This is a genomic window from Roseovarius azorensis (assembly GCF_900109455.1).
Taxonomy (GTDB): domain Bacteria; phylum Pseudomonadota; class Alphaproteobacteria; order Rhodobacterales; family Rhodobacteraceae; genus Roseovarius; species Roseovarius azorensis.
In genome coordinates this window covers 353,239-370,153 of record NZ_FOAG01000001.1, presented here as the reverse complement: position 1 = coordinate 370,153, position 16,915 = coordinate 353,239, and the positions used below count along the sequence as shown (strand labels likewise).

The following is a 16,915-nucleotide window of genomic DNA, read 5'->3' as shown; positions in this document are numbered from 1 at the left end:
AAGACAGCCGTATTGCCGGGCAACCTAGCGGATTTGCCAGCGGGGGAAAACTGCTAACTGGTCATTGCGGCAAAGCCGCGCTAGGTCTGGGCAAACCACATCCGAGGAGGCGTTCGATGACCAACCCCGTTTCTGTCAGCTTTGCCGAAACCGATCCCGACGCGATTGCGAGGGCGACCGGTCGCGTGGCGGTTTTTATCGGCCCTGACGGCAGAATGGATGCGGCGGCGCGGCGGGTGAACCGGCTGACCAGGGGGGTCCTGGCGCGGATGGTGGAGAGCGGCGCGCTGAAGGACAGGAAAACGGGCGATCTGATCACCCTCGCCTGGCCCGCGGGGCTGGCGGCAGAGGCGCTCGATGTGGTGATCCTGTCGCGCACCGCCAGCGTCGAGGAAAACCGCCGCGCCGGCGTGGCGCTGGGGCGCGCCAAGGCTGACAAGCCGCTACTGCTGCTGGCGGCGTCGCTGCGCCGCCCCGTCGAGGTGGTTCTGGGCCTGGTGCTGCGCGCCTATGATTTCGCCGCGCACAGGACCGCCGCCGCCAAGGAGGCGGGCGCGCTGACAGTGATGGTTGCCAACCCGACCGAGCTCGAGACAGCGGCCGCTCCAGCACTGGCCGTGGCCGAGGGCGTGTTTTTCACTCGCGATCTGGTGAGCGAGCCTGCGAACCATCTCACCACCATCGAATTTGCCACCCGCATCGCCGCGTTGGCCGATCTGGGGCTGAAGATCACCATTCTGGAAGAAAAGGACATGGAAAAGCTGGGCATGGGCGCGCTGCTGAGCGTCGGGCAGGGCAGCGCCAGCCCGTCGAAACTGGCGGTCATGGAATGGCAGGGCGGCAGGAAAGGCGAGGCGCCGCTGGCGCTGGTCGGCAAGGGCGTGGTGTTCGATACCGGCGGGATCAGCATGAAACCGGCGGCAGGCATGGAAGACATGACAATGGACATGGGCGGCGCGGGCGTCGTCGCGGGTGTGATGCGCACACTGGCGCGGCGCAAGGCGCGGGCCAATGTGGTGGGTCTCGTCGGGCTGGTGGAAAACATGGTCTCGGACCGCGCCACGCGCCCCGGCGATGTGGTCAGATCCATGAAGGGCGACACCATCGAGGTGATCAACACCGATGCCGAGGGGCGGCTCGTGCTGGCCGATGTGCTCTGGTATGCGCAGGAGAAATACAAGCCGCGCGGCATGATTGATCTGGCCACCCTCACGGGGGCGATCATCATCGGTCTTGGGAACGAAAACGCCGGCGTGTTTTCCAACGATGACCCCCTGTGCAAGGCGTTTCTCAAGGCCGCCGAGGCCGAGGGCGAAGGCGCCTGGCGGATGCCGCTGGGTCAGGCCTATGACGACAAGCTGAAAAGCACGATCGCGGACATGAAGAACGTGGGCGGGCGCGAGGCCGGGTCGATCACGGCGGCGCAGTTCCTCAAGCGGTTCGTGCGCGCTGACATGCCCTGGGTGCATCTCGATATCGCGGGCGTGGCCAGCGTCAAGGCCGAGACCCCCTATGCGCCCAAGGGCGCCTCTGGCTGGGGGGTGATGGCGCTCAACCGGCTGATCGCGGACGTGTTCGAGCAGGGCTGATGGGAGCGGTCTATTTCTATCATCTGACGCGGAAACCGCTGGAGGAAACCCTGCCGGCGCTTCTGCACAAGGCGCTTCGCGCGGGCTGGCGCGTGGCGGTGCGCGGCCGTGAGGCGGCGCGGCTCGAATGGCTGGACGAAAAGCTGTGGCTGGACCCGGAGGATGGGTTCCTGCCGCACGGCATTGCGGGCGGGCCGCACGACGCCGATCAGCCGGTCTTGCTGACGCTGGGCGCAGAGTGCCCGAACGGCGCTGTCTGCGTGATGGCGGTGGACGGAGCCGAGGTGAGCGCGCAGGAGGTGCAGGCGCTGGAGCGGGTCTGCATCCTGTTTGACGGCAACGATGACGCGGCGATCCGGGCGGCGCGCGGCCAGTGGAAGGCGCTGACCGGTGCAGGCTGCGCCGCGCAATACTGGTCCGAAGAGACGGGTCGATGGGAAAAGAAGGCCGAGGCGTGATGGCAAGGCAGGCCCGCCGCCAACCGCGACTTGCCACGCATGCGACCGCTTGTGAAAGGGCAGGACGTAGGCCGGGCTTCAGCCCGGCGTGCGGTGGCGGGGTGAACCCGCCCCACGGGTGCCGTCATCAGGCCGTCGGTCGACCCGGCGACCGCGCGGCTCTCAATCGTTCGCCTCGCCCAGCCGGGTCAGGATCGACGCGGGGTCGGACAGTGCGACGGCCCCTGTCAGACGCCCGCGCGGATCGCTCAGGCGGGTTGCGACATAGGCGGAGGAGACCGCGTCCGGCGCGTTGCGGATCAGTACCGATGCGGTAAGCAGCGTCGCCAGGCTCTCGGCATACCAGCGCGCCTGCGCCTCGTCGGGCAGTCTGGGAAAGGTCTGCATATGCGCCTTGAGCGCGGCATCGAAACGGCGGTCCTGCCCCGCTGCGCTGGCCAGTTCCGCGGTCAGCACCTCGCCCGCCAGCGGCTCGCGCCGGAGCGTGCGCAGGATGTCGAGGCAGATGACATTGCCCGCCCCCTCCCAGATCGAATTGAGCGGCGCCTCGCGATAGAGCATCGGCAGGGGCGTATCCTCGACATACCCCATGCCGCCGAGGCACTCCATCGCCTCGTAGACCAGGTTGGGGCAGAGCTTGTTGCCAAGGAACTTGGCCAGCGCCACGCCAAGCCGTGCAAAGGCGCGGTCACTCGCCGTGCGCCCGTCGAAGGCGCGCGCCACATGCAGACCGAGCGCCAACGTTCCCTCCCAGTCGAGCGCCAGATCCGCCAGAACGCTGCGCATCAGCGGCTGGTCGATCAACTGTTTCTGAAACGCGCTGCGATGCCGCGCCCAATGCGCGGCATGATCGAGCGCCGCGCGCATCAGCCCCGCCGGGGCCATGGCGGTATCGAGGCGGGTGTGATGCACCATCTCGATGATGGTGCTCACGCCCTCGCCCTCGTCGCCCAGCCGATATGCCAGGGCGCCGTGATATTCGATCTCAGCCGAGGCATTGGCGCGGTTGCCCAGCTTGTCCTTGAGGCGCTGGATATGAATGGCGTTACGTCCGTTCTCGAACCAGCGGGGCACCAGAAAACAGGTGAGGCCACCGGGGGCCTGCGCCAGCGTGAGAAACCCGTCGGACATCGGCGCGGAGCAGAACCACTTGTGCCCCGTAAGCCGGTAGTGATCGCCCTCCGGCGTGGCGGTGGTGGCATTGGCGCGGATATCCGAGCCGCCCTGCTTTTCGGTCATCGCCATGCCCAGCGTCGCGCCGGGCTTGCGCGCAAGCGGCCTGGGCGCGGGGTCATAGGCGCGCGCGGTCAGCTTTGGCACCCATTCGGCAAAGAGCGCCTTGTCGGCCCTGAGCGCGGGCACGGCGGCATAGGTCATGGTCATCGGACAGCAAACGCCCGGCTCGACCTGAGAAGTCAGGTAAACCATCGCGGCATGGCTGGCATGGCCACCCGGCGCGCTCTCCCACGGCAGGGCGGCGTAGCCCGCGCCGATGCCCGTGCGCATCAGGTCATGATAGGCCGGATGAAAGCGTATCTCGTCCAACCTGCGCCCGCCCGCGTCGAACAGGATCAGTTCCGGGGTGTGGCGATTGGCCTCGCGTCCGGCAAGGCGCATCGCCTGCGTGCCGATCCTCGCGCCATAGGCCGCCAGAAGCTCGCCATCCGCCCCGGACGACACCGCGTGGCACTGCAACGCCGGATCGCCGCGCCAGAGGTCGGTATCTCTGCGTGACACGGGCTGGTTGGTCACCTCATGAGTGGTCAGGGCGGCATTCGCGGGACTGTCCTGCATCGGGGTCTCCTTCGCGCGGTATCGTAAAACGCAAGACACGGGGGCGAAAGGGGATTCACAATGCGAATCGCCTGTGGCATGGTGCCCCAAACCGTCCCGAGAGGCGGAGGACAGAGGCAGAGCAGAGCATGACACCCCGCAGCCGCCCCTGGGGCACGCTGATCCTCTTCATCATCGCGTTCTTTCTGAGCGCCTATTTCACCTTTGCCGCCGTGCAGGGCGATTACGGCCTGTTCCGCCGCGCCGAGATCGTGGCGCAGAGCGCGACGCTCGAGGCGCAGCGCGACGACCTCAGATCGCGTGTGGCGCGGATGGAGAACCTGACACAGCGACTGTCGGACACCTATCTCGATCTTGATCTGCTCGATCAGCAGGCGCGAGAGGTGCTGGGACTGTTACGCAGCGACGAGATCGTCATTCGCTGAGCGGTGCGCGATCGGTCCGCCGCGCCGCCGCTGTTCCAGAGTCCTATCCCCGCCGCCACGGCCACATTGGATGCGGCACCGGATCCTTGGCGCGCCAGAAATGCGCGCGGAAAATCTCGGCATAGGAGCGGTAGACATAGCCATCGTTGCGCGCAAGGTATTGATCGCGGTTGCGCGCATAAAGCGCGGGCAGACGATACCACGGCACATCGGGATGCGTGTGATGCACCACATGCAGGTTGTTGTTCAGAAAGATCAGCGCCAGCGGGCCGCGATCCTCGATGATTACCGTGCGCCCGCTGCTGCGTTCATGCGCGCGGTGCTCCAGAAAGGTGCGTATCTTGAGAATTGCAAGTCCGATCCAGATCGAGATCAGGTAGGCCCAGACCGGTATCGGCGCGTGAATCACCCAGATCAGCACCAGCGCCGCCGCCGGAACGTGCATCGCCCAGGCGTTGCGCACCGCACGGTCGCCCGCCCGGATCGCCCTCCAGTCGGCGCGCAGGAACACCACCTGCGCCACCAGCGGACCCAGCAGCATCCGCCCGGCCAGCGTATTGTTGACCTGCAACACCCACCGGAACGCGCGCGGCAGGCATACCCAGACCTTCGGATCGAGGTAATTCGATTCCGGGTCGTCATAGGGATCGGTCAGCACCGCATCGCGGTGATGCGCCAGATGGCTGTCGCGGAACCGGCCATAGGGGATGAAGAGGCAGAGGCAGGGAAACACCAGCGCCTCGTTCCACATCCGCGACCGGAACGGGTGGCCATGCAACGCCTCGTGGCAGAGCGAGGAATGCAGCGCGATGGCCAGTCCCGTCACCACGATGCCCAGCGGCAGCCAGAGCGCCGCCACCCATGTCGTGCCAAGCGCCCAGACCGCATAGCAGATCACAAGCAGCGCCAGCGTCGGCCATTCCACGGCCTCGTTACGCGCCCTATCCATGACAGCGCCCCCAGCGGATGCCGGCCCAGACACGTTCGTAAAGGAAATAGGTGGTCAGCCCGATCATCGTATTGATCACCGCCATGATGCCACCCGCCGTCAGCGATCCGGTGACTGCTACCCCGACCAGAGCCATGACCGTCAGCCCGATCAAGTTCCAGATCACCGCCTTTACGATGCTGCGCAAGCGCGTTTCCATGATACCCCTTCTGTCTTGAAAAGATGCGCACAGAGTGCTTGCGAATTCGTTGATCCGCCATTTCGTGAATAGTTAACATTTTTCCGCATTTATGATTTAATTCACCAAATGAGCCAAAGAATCGACAAACGTGTCCGCGCCACCCTGTTTCGTGCCCGCCTCACGGAGGCGATGCGCCTGCGCGACAGCAATCAGAGCGTGCTGGCCCGCGCCATCGGCGTTGACCGCTCAACCATTTCACAGCTGCTCAAAGGCCCCTCTGCCCGTCTGCCCAATGCGCAGGTGGTGGGGGCCTGCGCCGCCACGCTGGGGGTTTCTGCCGACTGGCTGCTGGGTCTCACCGACCGGCCGGAAACCACCGCCGACATGCTTGCCAACACACTGTCACTGACCGAGGCGCCGCGCGCGCTGGTCGACGAGCAGATATTCCAGTGGCACAAGGAGGCGGCGGGCTACAAGATCCGCCATGTGCCCGCCGCCCTGCCCGACATGCTCAAGACCCGCGCCATGCTGGAATGGGAATATGCACCCCATCTGGGCCGTTCGACCGATCAGGCGATCGGCGCATCCGAGGATCGGATGGCCTGGATGCGCGCCGCGCGCTCGGATTACGAGATCGCCCTGCCGATCTATGAACTGGACAGCTTTGCCCGCGGCGAAGGCTATTACACCGGCCTGCCGCTTGACATTCGTCGGGCGCAGCTTGACCATCTGATCAGCGTCACGACGCAACTCTATCCCAGTCTGCGCCTTTATCTTTTCGACGCCCGCCGGGTCTATTCCGCGCCGATCACCATCTTTGGTCCGCTGCTGGCGGTGCTTTACATCGGGCGCAATTATCTGGTGTTTCGCGACACCGAGCGGGTGCAGGCGCTGACCCTGCATTTCGACGGGTTAGTGCGCGAGGCCGATACCACGGCGCGCGCCCTGCCCGAGCATCTGCAAGCCCTGCGGGCGGCGATGGGGAACATGCCGGACGGCTGAAATCTGCGTGATTCCCCTGGATTTGGCCTCCGACCGCCACAAGCTGGCCATTTTCCTGCACTATGGTTCCGACTCAAGGTGCCCCAAAACAAGCCGCCCGGAGAGTAATGATGATTGACATTTACCTTATTTCTGCCCTCGCGCTCATCGTCTTCAGCAGACCGATCGTGCGTGTTCTGCATGCAAGCCGGATGCGGGTGTGGCACTCGGTTGCGGGCGACCGCAGTTTCTCGAATACAAAGAGAACAACCGATCCGGGCCGTCCTGCAACACCGGACGCCTGAGATCTGACCGCCAGATACCGCTTGCAAAACACCGATCTTACTGCGACACTTGATCAACCGGAAGAAGAAAACAACAAGACCGGACAGGCAATAAAGACAGAAGACAAAGCTGGATACCGACCCGTGGAATCTTGTGAATTCCCTGGCTACACTCCACGAACACCAACACGCCCGATCATGAACCCGATGCATTTCAACCCATTAACGATCGTATAGAGTATTGGTAAGCAACCACCCAGGAGGGTAAATTGCTTTTTCTCTACGTCGCCAACTTTCTTTGCGTGACGGCCGGACTGATACTTTTCGGCCTTGGCGTTTATGGTCTTATTGATGAAGAAAGCCTCCAGCCGCATGTGCTGACCGAACTGCTCAGGCCAACGGGGTTCGGGACGATATTCGACAAGATCCACCTTGGAATGCTGGCGGTGCTGGGGTTCTGGCTGACGCTGGGCATCTACGTGCGCCTGCCGGCAGCGATTGCATTGACGCTGGTGCTGGGAAAACTGCTGCTGGTCGGCAATTCGCTCAGCGTTGACAGGCTGTTGATCCTGTCGCTGGCAATGGTCTGTTTTGCCGCAATCCTGCGGATGATCACCTATCCCCGCGAAGAGGGCAGAAAGACCCGCTATGAGCAGAGTTTCTGGATGTGGTGATCTGAACGGCCCCTGGCAGACTGTTAGCCCCTCTGCAATCGCACGGGAATTTCGCGCGCCAGCCGGATCAGATGCGCCATGTAGGGCTTGTCGGCGTCATCGTCGCGGATCGCGGCATAGAGCCGCTTGGTGACGCCCTGCGCCGTCAGCGGGCGCGTCACGTAGTCAGAGCTGGTCCTGACCTCGCGCACCACCCAGTCGGGCAGCACCGAGACCCCACGATTGGACGCCACCAGCAGCAGGATCACTGCCGTCAGTTCGACCTGCCGGATGCTCCTTGGCTCGATCTTGGCCGGGGTCAGCAATTCCGTGAACACGTCCAGTCGCGAACGGTCCACCGGATAGGTGATCAACACCTCATCCCGGAAATCGGTCGCCTCGACATGCGGTTTCTGCGCCAGCGGGTGCTGGCTTGAGGCCACGAAAACCGGCTCGTAATCGAAGAGCGGCTTGAAACTGACCCCCGGCAAGTTCTCGGGATCCGAGGATACCACCAGATCGACCTCTTCCTTCTGCAGCGCGGGCAGCGCATCGAACGCGAGGCCGGGGCGGATATCCACATCCACCTCGCCCCAGGTCTTGCGGAACCGCTCCAGCACCGGAAAGAGCCACTCGAAACAGGCATGGCATTCGATGGCGATGTGCAGACGGCCCGCGCTGCCATCGCGCAGGCCGGCGAATTCGACCTCCAGCGCCTCGATCTCGGGCAAAATCCGCTCGGCCAGCCGCAGCAGGCGCTGCCCCGCCGCCGACAGGCGCAGGGGCTTGGACCGCCTCACGAACAGTTCGACCCCCGCCTGGTCCTCCAGCCCCTTGATCTGATGGCTGAGCGCCGACTGGGTGATGTGGAGCATGTCCGCCGCCCGCGCCAGACCGCCCGCCTGATGAATGGCACGGATGGTTTTCAAATGCCGGAACTCGATATGCATATATTAGCGAGCCTCATTCAAACCATGAAATTTATGAAGTTGTCTCACAGTGCCGTGCCTGCAACAAGGGGGCAACAGATATCCCTCCTGCACAGGATGACCACTCATGGGAACGCCGCGCATCTCGTTCGAATTCTTCCCGCCCAAGACGCTGGAGGCGTCGTTCCGTCTCTGGGACACGATCCATACCCTTGCGCCGCTCGACCCGCGCTTTGTCTCGGTGACCTACGGCGCGGGTGGCACCACGCGCGAGCTGACGCGCGAGGCGGTGGGCACGCTGCACAAGGCAACCGGCCTCAATGTGGCGGCGCATCTGACCTGCGTCGATGCCAGCCGCGCGGAAACGCTGGCCATCGCCGAACAGTTCGCCGCCGCCGGCGTGACCGAGATCGTCGCCCTGCGCGGCGACCCGCCCAAGGGCACCGGCGGTTTCACCCCGCATCCCGAGGGCTTTGCCGACAGCTGCGAATTGATCGCCGCGCTGGCGGAGACCGGCAAGTTCACCATCCGCGTCGGCGCCTACCCCGAGAAACATCCCGAGGCGGCGGACAGCCGCGCCGATATCGACTGGCTCAAGCGCAAGATCGACGCCGGGGCCTCCGAGGCGATCACGCAGTTCTTCTTCGAGGCGGAAACCTTCTTTCGCTTCCGCGACGCCTGTGCGGCGGCGGGCATTAGCGCGCCGATCATCCCCGGCGTGCTGCCGATCGAGAACTGGACCGGTGCGCGCAAGTTCGCGCTGGCCTGCGGGGCGCAGGTGCCCGCATGGCTGGATGATGCGTTCGACAAGGCAATGCGTGACAACCGCCACGATCTGCTGGCAACCGCACTGGCCACGGAACTGTGCAGCGAGTTGATCGAGGGCGGCGCCGAGGATCTGCATTTTTACACGCTCAACCGTCCCGACCTCACACGTGATGTGTGCCATGCGCTTGGCGTCATGCCCAGGGTGACGTTGCGCGACGTGGCCTGAGGCGGCTTGTCTCTCGTCCCGGCCCCGCCTAACCTGCGCCCGCGCAGCAACGAAAAGGGGCCGGGGATGCCACCACGAAACGCCAGGTCGCTGGAGGAAATGCCTGACCGGCAGGCGCTCCTGGCGCGGTCGGGGCTGGAATTCATGCAGGAGATGATTGCCGGGCATTTGCCGGCCCCGCCAATCGGCGCGACGCTCGGATTCTGGCCGGTCAGCGCCGAACCGGGCTGCGTGGTGTTCGAGGGCAAACCCGCCTTCGACGTGACCAACCCGATGCGCGGCGTGCATGGCGGCTGGTATGCCGCGATCCTTGACAGCTGCATGGGCTGCGCGGTGATGACCGAACTCGCGCGGGGCGAGGTCTACACGACGCTGGAATTCAAGGTGAACATCACCCGCGCCCTGCCGCTGGATTGTCCCGTGCGCGCCATCGGCACGGTGCAGCACAAGGGGCGCTCGACCGCCGTGGCCATGGGCGAATTGCGCGGCCTCGACGACGACCGGCTTTATGCCACCGGCTCCACCACCTGCATCATCCTGCAGCCTGAGGCGGGCTAGACCCCGCCCTGCTCTTTCAGCATGCCGGTCAGGCGCGGACCGCGCCAGCCGGTCCCGATTCTGCCGCCCACGCTCTCGTGCAGCCGCTCGGAGGGGTCGCGGCCAACCACGCGCGGCGCACGCATCAGCAAGACCTTGCTCCAGCCCTGCCAGGTACCGACCGAGGGCGCGTGGACATCCTGCGCAAAGCGCGCGCGCCAGCCCGGCGGCAGGGGCAGCGCGCAACCTTCGGCGCGTTCCAGCATCCAGACCAGCGGAATATTCGACAGCGGGCGCGCCGCGTTGAACCCGCAGAGCTGGCCGCCGACATCGCCGTGGCTGCCACGGAACCAGACCTGTTCCACATCGCCTTCAAATCCCGGCGGGCATTCCCAGAGCACTGGCGTATAGGCATTGCGCGTCTCGTCCAGCGCCAGCGCGTGAAACCCGTGCCGGATGCTGCGCCCAAGCTGGTGGCTGTGAAACCCGTGCGCATCAACGCGGAACCGCCAGAGGATCGGAATGCGCATCCCCAGCGCCTTGACCGTATCCCAGACGCCGACCATTTCGATGTGCGTGTCGGCATGGCAATAGGCGCGGGCAAAATCCGCCGAGGCCGTACTGTTCGGAGTGCATCGGTAATGCCGGAACGCCGTATGCACATTACGCTCGGTCGCCTCTTCGGCACGCAGGAGACCGATCCGGTCGATCACCCCGGCCAGTGACCGCACCGCATAGGCCCCGCGCGAATAGCCAAACATGAAAATGCGGTCACCGGGGCGGTAGCGACTGGCCAGATAACCATACGCGCGGCGGATCTGCCGGTTGATGCCGCGCCCCATGATGATGTCGCCGGTCGCGCGCCAGTCGCGCCACTGGATCCCCGCCTCGTAATAGAGCGACAAATCCGGCCCCGCCACCTCGCGCAAGAGCTTGTAGGTGAGGCCGGCGTTCGTCTCGCAACCCTCGGCCAGTGTGGACATGGTGCCGTCGAGGATCAGGACATGGCTGACCGGGCCGCGCCGGTGCGCAAAGGCCGGCTGACCGGCGCGCGGGCCCGGCCGCAGCCATTCGTAAACCGATTTTGTCCAGTTACGCCAGGACATGACACCCCTGCTCTTGCAAGCCGGACCCGGGCGGGCCCCTCCTGCCGTTCAATATAAGCACAGGTTGCGCTGAAACTCCTGACAATTCATGAAAATAACCGTGAGCAGGCTGAAACAGCAACTCAGAGATGCGCCACGGTCACCACATCATGCAGCCCGTAGCCGTTGAAATCCGTGCTGAGCGCGCGCGTATAGGCCCCCATGCCAGCGATCAGCAGGTAATCGCCCTCGGCCAGATCCCCCGGCAGGGGCAGCGAATCGGGCAGCCGGTCGATGCTGTCGCAGGTCGGGCCAAAGACCACGCGGCGGCGCATCCCGCCCCGGCGCTCGGTGCCGTCGGGGGCCAGAACCACGATCCGGTCCGGCGCGCCGATATCGCGGATCTCGGTCAGCCCGCCATAGACCCCGTCATTGACAAAGATCGCGCCGTTCTCGCGCAGCGCCTTGATGCGCACCGCCATGCTGAACGCCTCGGCCACCATCGCGCGGCCCGGTTCGCAAACCAGCACCGGGGCGTCGTCGCCAAAGACCCATGCCACCTCGGCCCCTATATGGGTCAGGATCGCCTCGAGATCGGGGGCAGCGCCGGTGCGGTGCGCCGCGAAACCGCCCCCTACGTTGAGACGGTGCAGCCGCACGCCTGCCGCACGCGCCACATCGGCCACAACGCCGATATAGGCACCCCATGCGGCGGGATCGGCGCATTGCGTGCCGGGATGAAAGGTCATCGAGGGGGCAAAACCGCGCGCAACCACCGCCCGCAGCAGATCCGCTGCCTGCTCGGGTCCGGCTCCGAATTTCTCGCCGAAATCATAGACGGCCCCGCGCACCGGCAGGGCCAGCCGCACGCTCATCTCCGAACCCTCGGGTGCCTGCCCGGTCAGCTTGTCCAACTCGCTCAGGCAGTCCACCGAATAGGAGCGCACACCCATTTCCGCCGCCAGCCGCACCTCGGCGGACGAGCGCACGGGGTTGTTGTAATGCAGCACCGCCGCCGGGCAGACCGCGCGCACCGCGCGCATCTCGGCGGGGCTGGCCACGTCAAAGGCGGCGATTCCCGCCGCCACCAGATTGGCCAGCACCTCTTCGCCCGGATTGGCCTTGACCGCATAGGTCACAAGCCCCGGAAAATGCGCCTGAAACCGCCGCGCCGTTGCCTGAAGCTGATCGGGGCTGAAATAGAGCACCGGCGCATCGGGAGATTGCCGCATGAGATGGGCACGCGGATCGGGCCAGGCGGGGGCATTTCTCATGTCGAACGACCTTTGCTGCTCTTTTCTTTCAGCATGCCGCAAAAGACCGTCGATTCAGCGTGGCATTTCGTATAATTTGCATGAAAGATTCGTCATAAAGTATATGTCATCATGCAAATCGACGACACCGACCGCACCCTGATCGCCCTGCTGACCGAGAACGCCCGCCTGCCGGTGGCCACGCTGGCACGCAGGCTAGGCCTGGCGCGTACCACCGTGCAGGCGCGGATCGACCGGCTGGAGGCGTCGAACGTGATCGCAGGCTATACCCTGCGGCTGAGCAATGAGGCCCGCCCGGCGCTGCGCGCCACCGCGCTGGTCAGCATCGAGCCGCGCTCGGGGCCTGCCGTTCTGGCCCGGCTCAGATCGCTGCAGGGGGTGCGGCGGGTGCATACCACCTCTGGCCGGTTCGACCTGATCGTGACGCTGGAGGCAGACACCACCGAGGCGCTTGACGAAACGCTCGACCGCATCGGCGAGGCCAGGGGCGTGCGCGGCTCCGAGAGCCTCATTCACCTGTCGACCAAGATCGACCGGGGTGGCTGAATGCCCGCCCCGCCAGCTAGTGCCGCCCCAGCAGGCCCGTGCGCCAGAACAGCGTCACCAGCCCCAGACCCAGCACCACCAGCGCGCCGGTGACGATCCAGAACGCGCGCGGGTCCTCGGCCCCCGGCATGCCGCCCACGTTGATCCCCAACAGCCCTGTGATCAACCCCAGCGGCAGAAAGATCGCCGCCACCACGGACAAGAGCAGCATCTGCCGGTTCATCGCCTCGGCGCGCGCATCCATGATCTGATCGTGCACCACCTGCGCGCGGTCGCGGATCGCGTCCAGTTCCTCGGCAAGGCGGGTCATCCGCTCGGTCGCCTCGCGCAGGCGGCTGCGGTGATGACCGCGAATCCACGGCATATCCTCGATCTCGAAGGTGCTCAGCGCGTCGCGCTGCGGGGCCATGTGCCGCCGCAGCACGATCGCCACCCGCCGGATATCCGCCAGACCGCGCCGGTCCAGCGCGCTCAGTCCCTCGATCACCTGATCCTCGAGCGTATCGAGCTTTTCGTTCAGTCCGGCCACCACCGGCTCGGCCCGGTCGGCGAGGCGCAGCGCGAGGCGCGCCACCAGTTCCGCCGGGCCATCCGGCCCCTGCCCGCGCGTCACACCCTCCATGACATCGCTCACCGCCATCAGACGACGCAGTTGCACGCTGACCAGCAGCCCTTCGGTCACCCACATCCGCAGCGACACCATGTCCTCGACCTCGTCGCCGAGGTTGAGGTTGACGCCGCGCAGGTTGATCAGCACCCCCGCGCCATGAACGCTGCAGCGCGGCCGCGTCTCGGCGGCGAGCAATGCGCGCAGCACCAGCGGCTCCAGCCCCGCCGCCTCCAGCCAGTCGCGCGCGCCCGGTCGGGCGCAGTTGACATGTACCCAGTCGAGCGCCCCCGCCGTTCCCCATCCGTCCAGTATCTCGCCGGTCAGATCGACCTCTGCGCTGCTGCCGTCGCGATTCAGCCGCCATTGCCGGACCCCGTCCATCGCCCTGCCCCTTGCTGCCCTGTTACGGCGGGCAGTCTGCGCCACAATCGCCCCGCTTGTCACGCGCCGCGCCCAAGAAAGTGCGCGCTGTGCCTTTTCCTCTTGCCGCACATTCGATAGAGCAACGCCAAAGCGGAAATTTGCGGGAAACCGACATCATGGCGATGGACAAGACATTCAATGCGGCCGAGGCCGAGGCGCGGCTTTATGCAGCCTGGGAAAAGGCGGGCGCCTTTGCCGCCGGGGCCAATGCGCGCGACGGTGCCGAGAGTTTCAGCATCATGATCCCGCCGCCCAACGTGACGGGCAGCCTGCACATGGGCCATGCGTTCAACAACACGCTGCAGGATATCCTGATCCGCTGGCACCGGATGCGCGGGCATGACACGCTCTGGCAGCCCGGACAGGATCACGCAGGCATCGCCACGCAGATGGTGGTCGAGCGCAAGCTGGCCGCCGAGGGAAAGCGACGCACCGATTTCACGCGCGATGAGTTTCTGGCCAAGGTCTGGGAGTGGAAGACGCAATCCGGCGACACGATCATCAATCAGTTGAAACGCCTCGGCGCCTCCTGCGACTGGTCGCGCAACGCCTTTACCATGTCGGGCGCGCCCGGCGCGCCTGCGGGCGAAGAGGGCAATTTCCACGACGCGGTGATCAAGGTCTTTGTCGACATGTACAACAAGGGTCTGATCTACCGGGGCAAGCGGCTGGTCAACTGGGATCCGCATTTCGAGACCGCGATTTCCGATCTGGAGGTCGAGAACATCGAGGTGCCGGGTCATATGTGGCACTTCAAGTATCCGCTCGCGGGGGGCGAGACCTACGCTTACGTCGAGCGTGACGCGGACGGCAACATCGTGCTGGAGGAAGAGCGCGACTATATCTCAATCGCCACCACGCGGCCCGAGACAATGCTGGGCGACGGTGCCGTCGCAGTTCATCCATCAGATCAACGATATGCGCCAATCGTGGGAAAACTATGTGAAATCCCGGTTGGGCCGAAAGAGCATCGTCGCCTCATTCCGATCATCACCGACGAATACCCCGACCCGGATTTCGGCTCGGGCGCGGTCAAGATCACCGGCGCGCATGACTTCAACGACTACGGCGTGGCGCAGCGCGGCGACATCCCGATGTACCGTCTGATGGATACCCGCGCGCAGATGCGGGCCGATGGCGCACCCTATGCGGAATGCGCCGCGCGCGCGCAGCAGATCGCGCAAGGGGCGGAGTTCACGCCTGCGGAAATCGACACGCTCAACCTCGTCCCCGACCATCTGCGCGGGCTGGATCGGTTCGAGGCGCGCAAGCGGGTTGTCGAGGAGATTACCGCCGAAGGTCTGGCGGTGATGGTTGCAAATGATCAAGGCGACCCGGTGCCGCTTGTGGACAACAAGCCGATCATGCAGCCTTTTGGCGATCGTTCGAAAGTGGTGATCGAGCCGATGCTGACCGATCAGTGGTTCGTCGACACCGCCAGGATCGTGCAACCCGCCATCGACGCCGTGCGCTTGGGCGAGGTCACGATCCTGCCCGAGGCCGACCGCAAGGTCTATTTCCACTGGCTGGAGAATATCGAGCCATGGTGCATTTCCCGGCAACTGTGGTGGGGGCATCAGATTCCGGTGTGGTATGGGTTCGATCTCAGCGCCCCGGATTTCCACGATGACGAGGGCGATGGCACGCTCGATCTGGTGGAGATGCTGCGCCTCCTGAACGAAGGCCACACCGGGCACCTGATGGAGTGTGGCGCTGATTTCAATACGATTTCAGACACCTACCACGACAAACTCGCAGACCTGCCGGTGCCTCTCTCGGTCATGCAGGTTGTCGAGGTCGAAAGCCGCGACGCGGCACTGCACCGTCTGGCCTCGGCGCTCGCAGACTACACTGCCGCGCAGGATCCGACCCATCTGGTCTATCCGGTCTGGCGCGACCCCGACGTTCTCGACACATGGTTCTCCTCCGGCCTCTGGCCCATCGGCACGCTCGGCTGGCCCGAGGACACGCCGGAACTCCGCAAATACTTCCCCACCTCCGTCCTGATCACCGGCTTCGACATCATCTTTTTCTGGGTCGCCCGGATGATGATGATGCAATATGCGGTCGTCGGGCAAAAGCCCTTCTCCCACGTCTACGTCCATGCCCTCGTCCGCGACGAGAAGGGCAAGAAGATGTCCAAATCCCTGGGCAACGTGCTCGACCCGCTCGACCTGATTGATGAGTATGGCGCCGATGCGGTGCGGTTCACCCTGACGGCGATGGCCGCCATGGGCCGCGATCTCAAGCTCTCGAAGGAACGGATCGCAGGCTATCGCAACTTTACCACGAAGCTGTGGAACGCCGCCCGCTTTGCCGAGATGAACGGCGCGACAGGCTCGGATGGCGCGATCCCCACGCCCGCCGCCACGGTCAACAAGTGGATCATCGGCGAGACGGCCAAGGCGCGCGCCGCCGTCGATGAGGCGTTGGAAAACTTCCGCTTCAACGACGCCGCGAACGCGCTTTACGCCTTTGTCTGGGGCACGGTGTGCGACTGGTACGTGGAATTTTCCAAGCCGCTGCTGCTGGACGGCGACGCGACCACCAAGGCGGAAACACAGGCCACAATGGCATGGGTCATCGACCAGTGCCTCATCCTGCTGCACCCGATCATGCCCTTTGTCACCGAGGAGCTATGGGGCACGCTGGGCGCGCGCGCCAAGATGCTGGTGCATGCCGACTGGCCGACCTACGGCGCGGAACTGATCGACGCCGAGGCGGATCGTGAGATGAACTGGGTGATCGCGCTGATCGAGCAGATCCGTTCCGCCCGCGCGCAGATGCATGTGCCTGCCGGTCTTTATGTCCCGCTGCTGGTCACCGGGCTGAGCGCGTCAGGCCGCGCCGCATGGGCGCGCAACGAGGCGATGATCCGGCGGCTTGCCCGGATCGAGAGCCTGTCCGACACCGACGCCTTTCCCAAGGGCTGTGTCACGGTTGCCGTCGAGGGCGGCAGCTTTGGCCTGCCGCTCGCGGATATCATCGACGTGGGCGCGGAAAAGGAGCGACTGGAAAAGACTCTGGGCAGGCTGGAAAAGGAACTGGGCGGCCTGCGCGGGCGGCTGAAGAACCCGAGCTTCGTCGCCAGCGCACCCGAGGACGTGGTCGAGGAGACCCGCGAGAACCTCGCCCTGCGCGAGGAAGAAGAGGTCAGGCTGCGCGCCGCCCTCGACCGGCTCGCCGAGCTTGGCTGACGGGAT

At 65.0% G+C, this 16,915-nt stretch carries 16 protein-coding genes; 9 read left to right on the top strand and 7 right to left on the bottom strand.

What is annotated here, in order from left to right:
* Positions 1–116 precede the first annotated feature (116 nt).
* A complete protein-coding gene (locus BSG08_RS01885) occupies positions 117–1,589 on the top strand; it encodes a leucyl aminopeptidase (protein WP_093031137.1) in 1,473 nt (490 codons plus the stop codon).
* A complete protein-coding gene (locus BSG08_RS01880) occupies positions 1,589–2,047 on the top strand; it encodes a DNA polymerase III subunit chi (protein WP_093031134.1) in 459 nt (152 codons plus the stop codon). The genes BSG08_RS01885 and BSG08_RS01880 overlap by 1 nt, the downstream gene beginning before the upstream one ends.
* A gap of 162 nt (positions 2,048–2,209) precedes the next feature.
* Here the strand turns inward: BSG08_RS01880 and BSG08_RS01875 are convergent, their stop codons facing one another.
* Complete coding sequence (locus BSG08_RS01875; protein ID WP_093031131.1) at positions 2,210–3,841, bottom strand: acyl-CoA dehydrogenase family protein; 1,632 nt, start codon at positions 3,839–3,841, stop codon at positions 2,210–2,212.
* A 128-nt stretch (positions 3,842–3,969) separates the two neighbouring features.
* Between BSG08_RS01875 and BSG08_RS01870 the strand changes: the two genes are divergently transcribed.
* Positions 3,970–4,266 carry an FtsB family cell division protein gene (locus BSG08_RS01870; protein ID WP_093031128.1) on the top strand — a complete coding sequence of 99 codons (297 nt, stop codon included), beginning with the start codon at positions 3,970–3,972 and terminating at the stop codon, positions 4,264–4,266.
* A 43-nt stretch (positions 4,267–4,309) separates the two neighbouring features.
* Here BSG08_RS01870 and BSG08_RS01865 read toward each other — a convergent pair whose 3' ends face one another.
* Together BSG08_RS01865 and BSG08_RS01860 are read right to left on the bottom strand one after the other, a co-directional pair.
* Entirely contained in the window at positions 4,310–5,215 is a 906-nt protein-coding gene (locus tag BSG08_RS01865; RefSeq protein WP_093031125.1) for a fatty acid desaturase, read from the bottom strand.
* On the bottom strand, positions 5,208–5,414 hold the full coding sequence (locus BSG08_RS01860) for a DUF2061 domain-containing protein (protein WP_093031122.1): 207 nt from the start codon (positions 5,412–5,414) through the stop codon (positions 5,208–5,210). The genes BSG08_RS01865 and BSG08_RS01860 overlap by 8 nt, the downstream gene beginning before the upstream one ends.
* 108 nt (positions 5,415–5,522) lie before the next feature.
* Here BSG08_RS01860 and BSG08_RS01855 point away from each other — a divergent pair, with 108 nt between their 5' ends.
* Both BSG08_RS01855 and BSG08_RS01850 read left to right on the top strand, forming a co-directional pair.
* The gene (locus BSG08_RS01855; protein WP_093031119.1) at positions 5,523–6,398 is read left to right on the top strand and encodes a helix-turn-helix domain-containing protein; all 876 of its coding nucleotides are present in this window, start codon (positions 5,523–5,525) and stop codon (positions 6,396–6,398) included.
* A gap of 532 nt (positions 6,399–6,930) precedes the next feature.
* Complete coding sequence (locus tag BSG08_RS01850) at positions 6,931–7,335, top strand: hypothetical protein (protein ID WP_093031116.1); 405 nt, start codon at positions 6,931–6,933, stop codon at positions 7,333–7,335.
* A gap of 23 nt (positions 7,336–7,358) precedes the next feature.
* Here BSG08_RS01850 and BSG08_RS01845 read toward each other — a convergent pair whose 3' ends face one another.
* Complete coding sequence (locus BSG08_RS01845) at positions 7,359–8,264, bottom strand: LysR family transcriptional regulator (protein ID WP_093031112.1); 906 nt, start codon at positions 8,262–8,264, stop codon at positions 7,359–7,361.
* A 106-nt stretch (positions 8,265–8,370) separates the two neighbouring features.
* On the opposite strand from BSG08_RS01845, the gene metF reads away from it, so the two are divergent.
* Both metF and BSG08_RS01835 read left to right on the top strand, forming a co-directional pair.
* Complete coding sequence (gene metF, locus BSG08_RS01840) at positions 8,371–9,237, top strand: methylenetetrahydrofolate reductase [NAD(P)H] (RefSeq protein ID WP_093031109.1); 867 nt, start codon at positions 8,371–8,373, stop codon at positions 9,235–9,237.
* Between the two features lie 66 nt (positions 9,238–9,303).
* Complete coding sequence (locus tag BSG08_RS01835) at positions 9,304–9,795, top strand: PaaI family thioesterase (RefSeq protein ID WP_093031107.1); 492 nt, start codon at positions 9,304–9,306, stop codon at positions 9,793–9,795.
* On the opposite strand, the gene BSG08_RS01830 is transcribed toward BSG08_RS01835, so the two are convergent.
* Together BSG08_RS01830 and BSG08_RS01825 are read right to left on the bottom strand one after the other, a co-directional pair.
* Positions 9,792–10,880: a DUF2235 domain-containing protein gene (locus tag BSG08_RS01830; RefSeq protein ID WP_093031103.1), complete on the bottom strand. Its 1,089-nt coding sequence runs from the start codon at positions 10,878–10,880 to the stop codon at positions 9,792–9,794. The genes BSG08_RS01835 and BSG08_RS01830 overlap by 4 nt on opposite strands.
* Before the next feature lie 122 nt (positions 10,881–11,002).
* Entirely contained in the window at positions 11,003–12,133 is a 1,131-nt protein-coding gene (locus BSG08_RS01825) for a type III PLP-dependent enzyme (RefSeq protein ID WP_093031100.1), read from the bottom strand.
* A gap of 111 nt (positions 12,134–12,244) precedes the next feature.
* On the opposite strand from BSG08_RS01825, the gene BSG08_RS01820 reads away from it, so the two are divergent.
* On the top strand, positions 12,245–12,679 hold the full coding sequence (locus tag BSG08_RS01820) for an Lrp/AsnC family transcriptional regulator (protein WP_093031097.1): 435 nt from the start codon (positions 12,245–12,247) through the stop codon (positions 12,677–12,679).
* A 16-nt stretch (positions 12,680–12,695) separates the two neighbouring features.
* On the opposite strand, the gene BSG08_RS01815 is transcribed toward BSG08_RS01820, so the two are convergent.
* Positions 12,696–13,670, bottom strand: coding sequence for a zinc transporter ZntB (locus BSG08_RS01815; protein WP_093031094.1), 975 nt, complete (start codon positions 13,668–13,670; stop codon positions 12,696–12,698).
* A 158-nt stretch (positions 13,671–13,828) separates the two neighbouring features.
* On the opposite strand from BSG08_RS01815, the gene BSG08_RS01810 reads away from it, so the two are divergent.
* Positions 13,829–16,909, top strand: a complete 3,081-nt coding sequence (locus BSG08_RS01810) for a valine--tRNA ligase (protein WP_093031956.1) — start codon at positions 13,829–13,831, stop codon at positions 16,907–16,909.
* The last annotated feature ends 6 nt before the right edge of the window (positions 16,910–16,915 follow it).

Excerpts from the sequence above, each read along its gene's own strand:
- BSG08_RS01860 (WP_093031122.1), bottom strand. The coding sequence starts at position 5,414 with ATGGAAACGCGCTTGCGCAGCATCGTAAAGGCGGTGATCTGGAACTTG.
- BSG08_RS01875 (WP_093031131.1), bottom strand. The coding sequence starts at position 3,841 with ATGCAGGACAGTCCCGCGAATGCCGCCCTGACCACTCATGAGGTGACC.
- BSG08_RS01815 (WP_093031094.1), bottom strand. The coding sequence starts at position 13,670 with ATGGACGGGGTCCGGCAATGGCGGCTGAATCGCGACGGCAGCAGCGCA.
- metF (WP_093031109.1), top strand. The coding sequence starts at position 8,371 with ATGGGAACGCCGCGCATCTCGTTCGAATTCTTCCCGCCCAAGACGCTG.
- BSG08_RS01835 (WP_093031107.1), top strand. The coding sequence starts at position 9,304 with ATGCCACCACGAAACGCCAGGTCGCTGGAGGAAATGCCTGACCGGCAG.
- BSG08_RS01830 (WP_093031103.1), bottom strand. The coding sequence starts at position 10,880 with ATGTCCTGGCGTAACTGGACAAAATCGGTTTACGAATGGCTGCGGCCG.
- BSG08_RS01810 (WP_093031956.1), top strand. The coding sequence starts at position 13,829 with ATGGCGATGGACAAGACATTCAATGCGGCCGAGGCCGAGGCGCGGCTT.
- BSG08_RS01865 (WP_093031125.1), bottom strand. The coding sequence starts at position 5,215 with ATGGATAGGGCGCGTAACGAGGCCGTGGAATGGCCGACGCTGGCGCTG.
- BSG08_RS01825 (WP_093031100.1), bottom strand. The coding sequence starts at position 12,133 with ATGAGAAATGCCCCCGCCTGGCCCGATCCGCGTGCCCATCTCATGCGG.
- BSG08_RS01855 (WP_093031119.1), top strand. The coding sequence starts at position 5,523 with ATGAGCCAAAGAATCGACAAACGTGTCCGCGCCACCCTGTTTCGTGCC.
- BSG08_RS01870 (WP_093031128.1), top strand. The coding sequence starts at position 3,970 with ATGACACCCCGCAGCCGCCCCTGGGGCACGCTGATCCTCTTCATCATC.
- BSG08_RS01880 (WP_093031134.1), top strand. The coding sequence starts at position 1,589 with ATGGGAGCGGTCTATTTCTATCATCTGACGCGGAAACCGCTGGAGGAA.
- BSG08_RS01820 (WP_093031097.1), top strand. The coding sequence starts at position 12,245 with ATGCAAATCGACGACACCGACCGCACCCTGATCGCCCTGCTGACCGAG.
- BSG08_RS01885 (WP_093031137.1), top strand. The coding sequence starts at position 117 with ATGACCAACCCCGTTTCTGTCAGCTTTGCCGAAACCGATCCCGACGCG.
- BSG08_RS01845 (WP_093031112.1), bottom strand. The coding sequence starts at position 8,264 with ATGCATATCGAGTTCCGGCATTTGAAAACCATCCGTGCCATTCATCAG.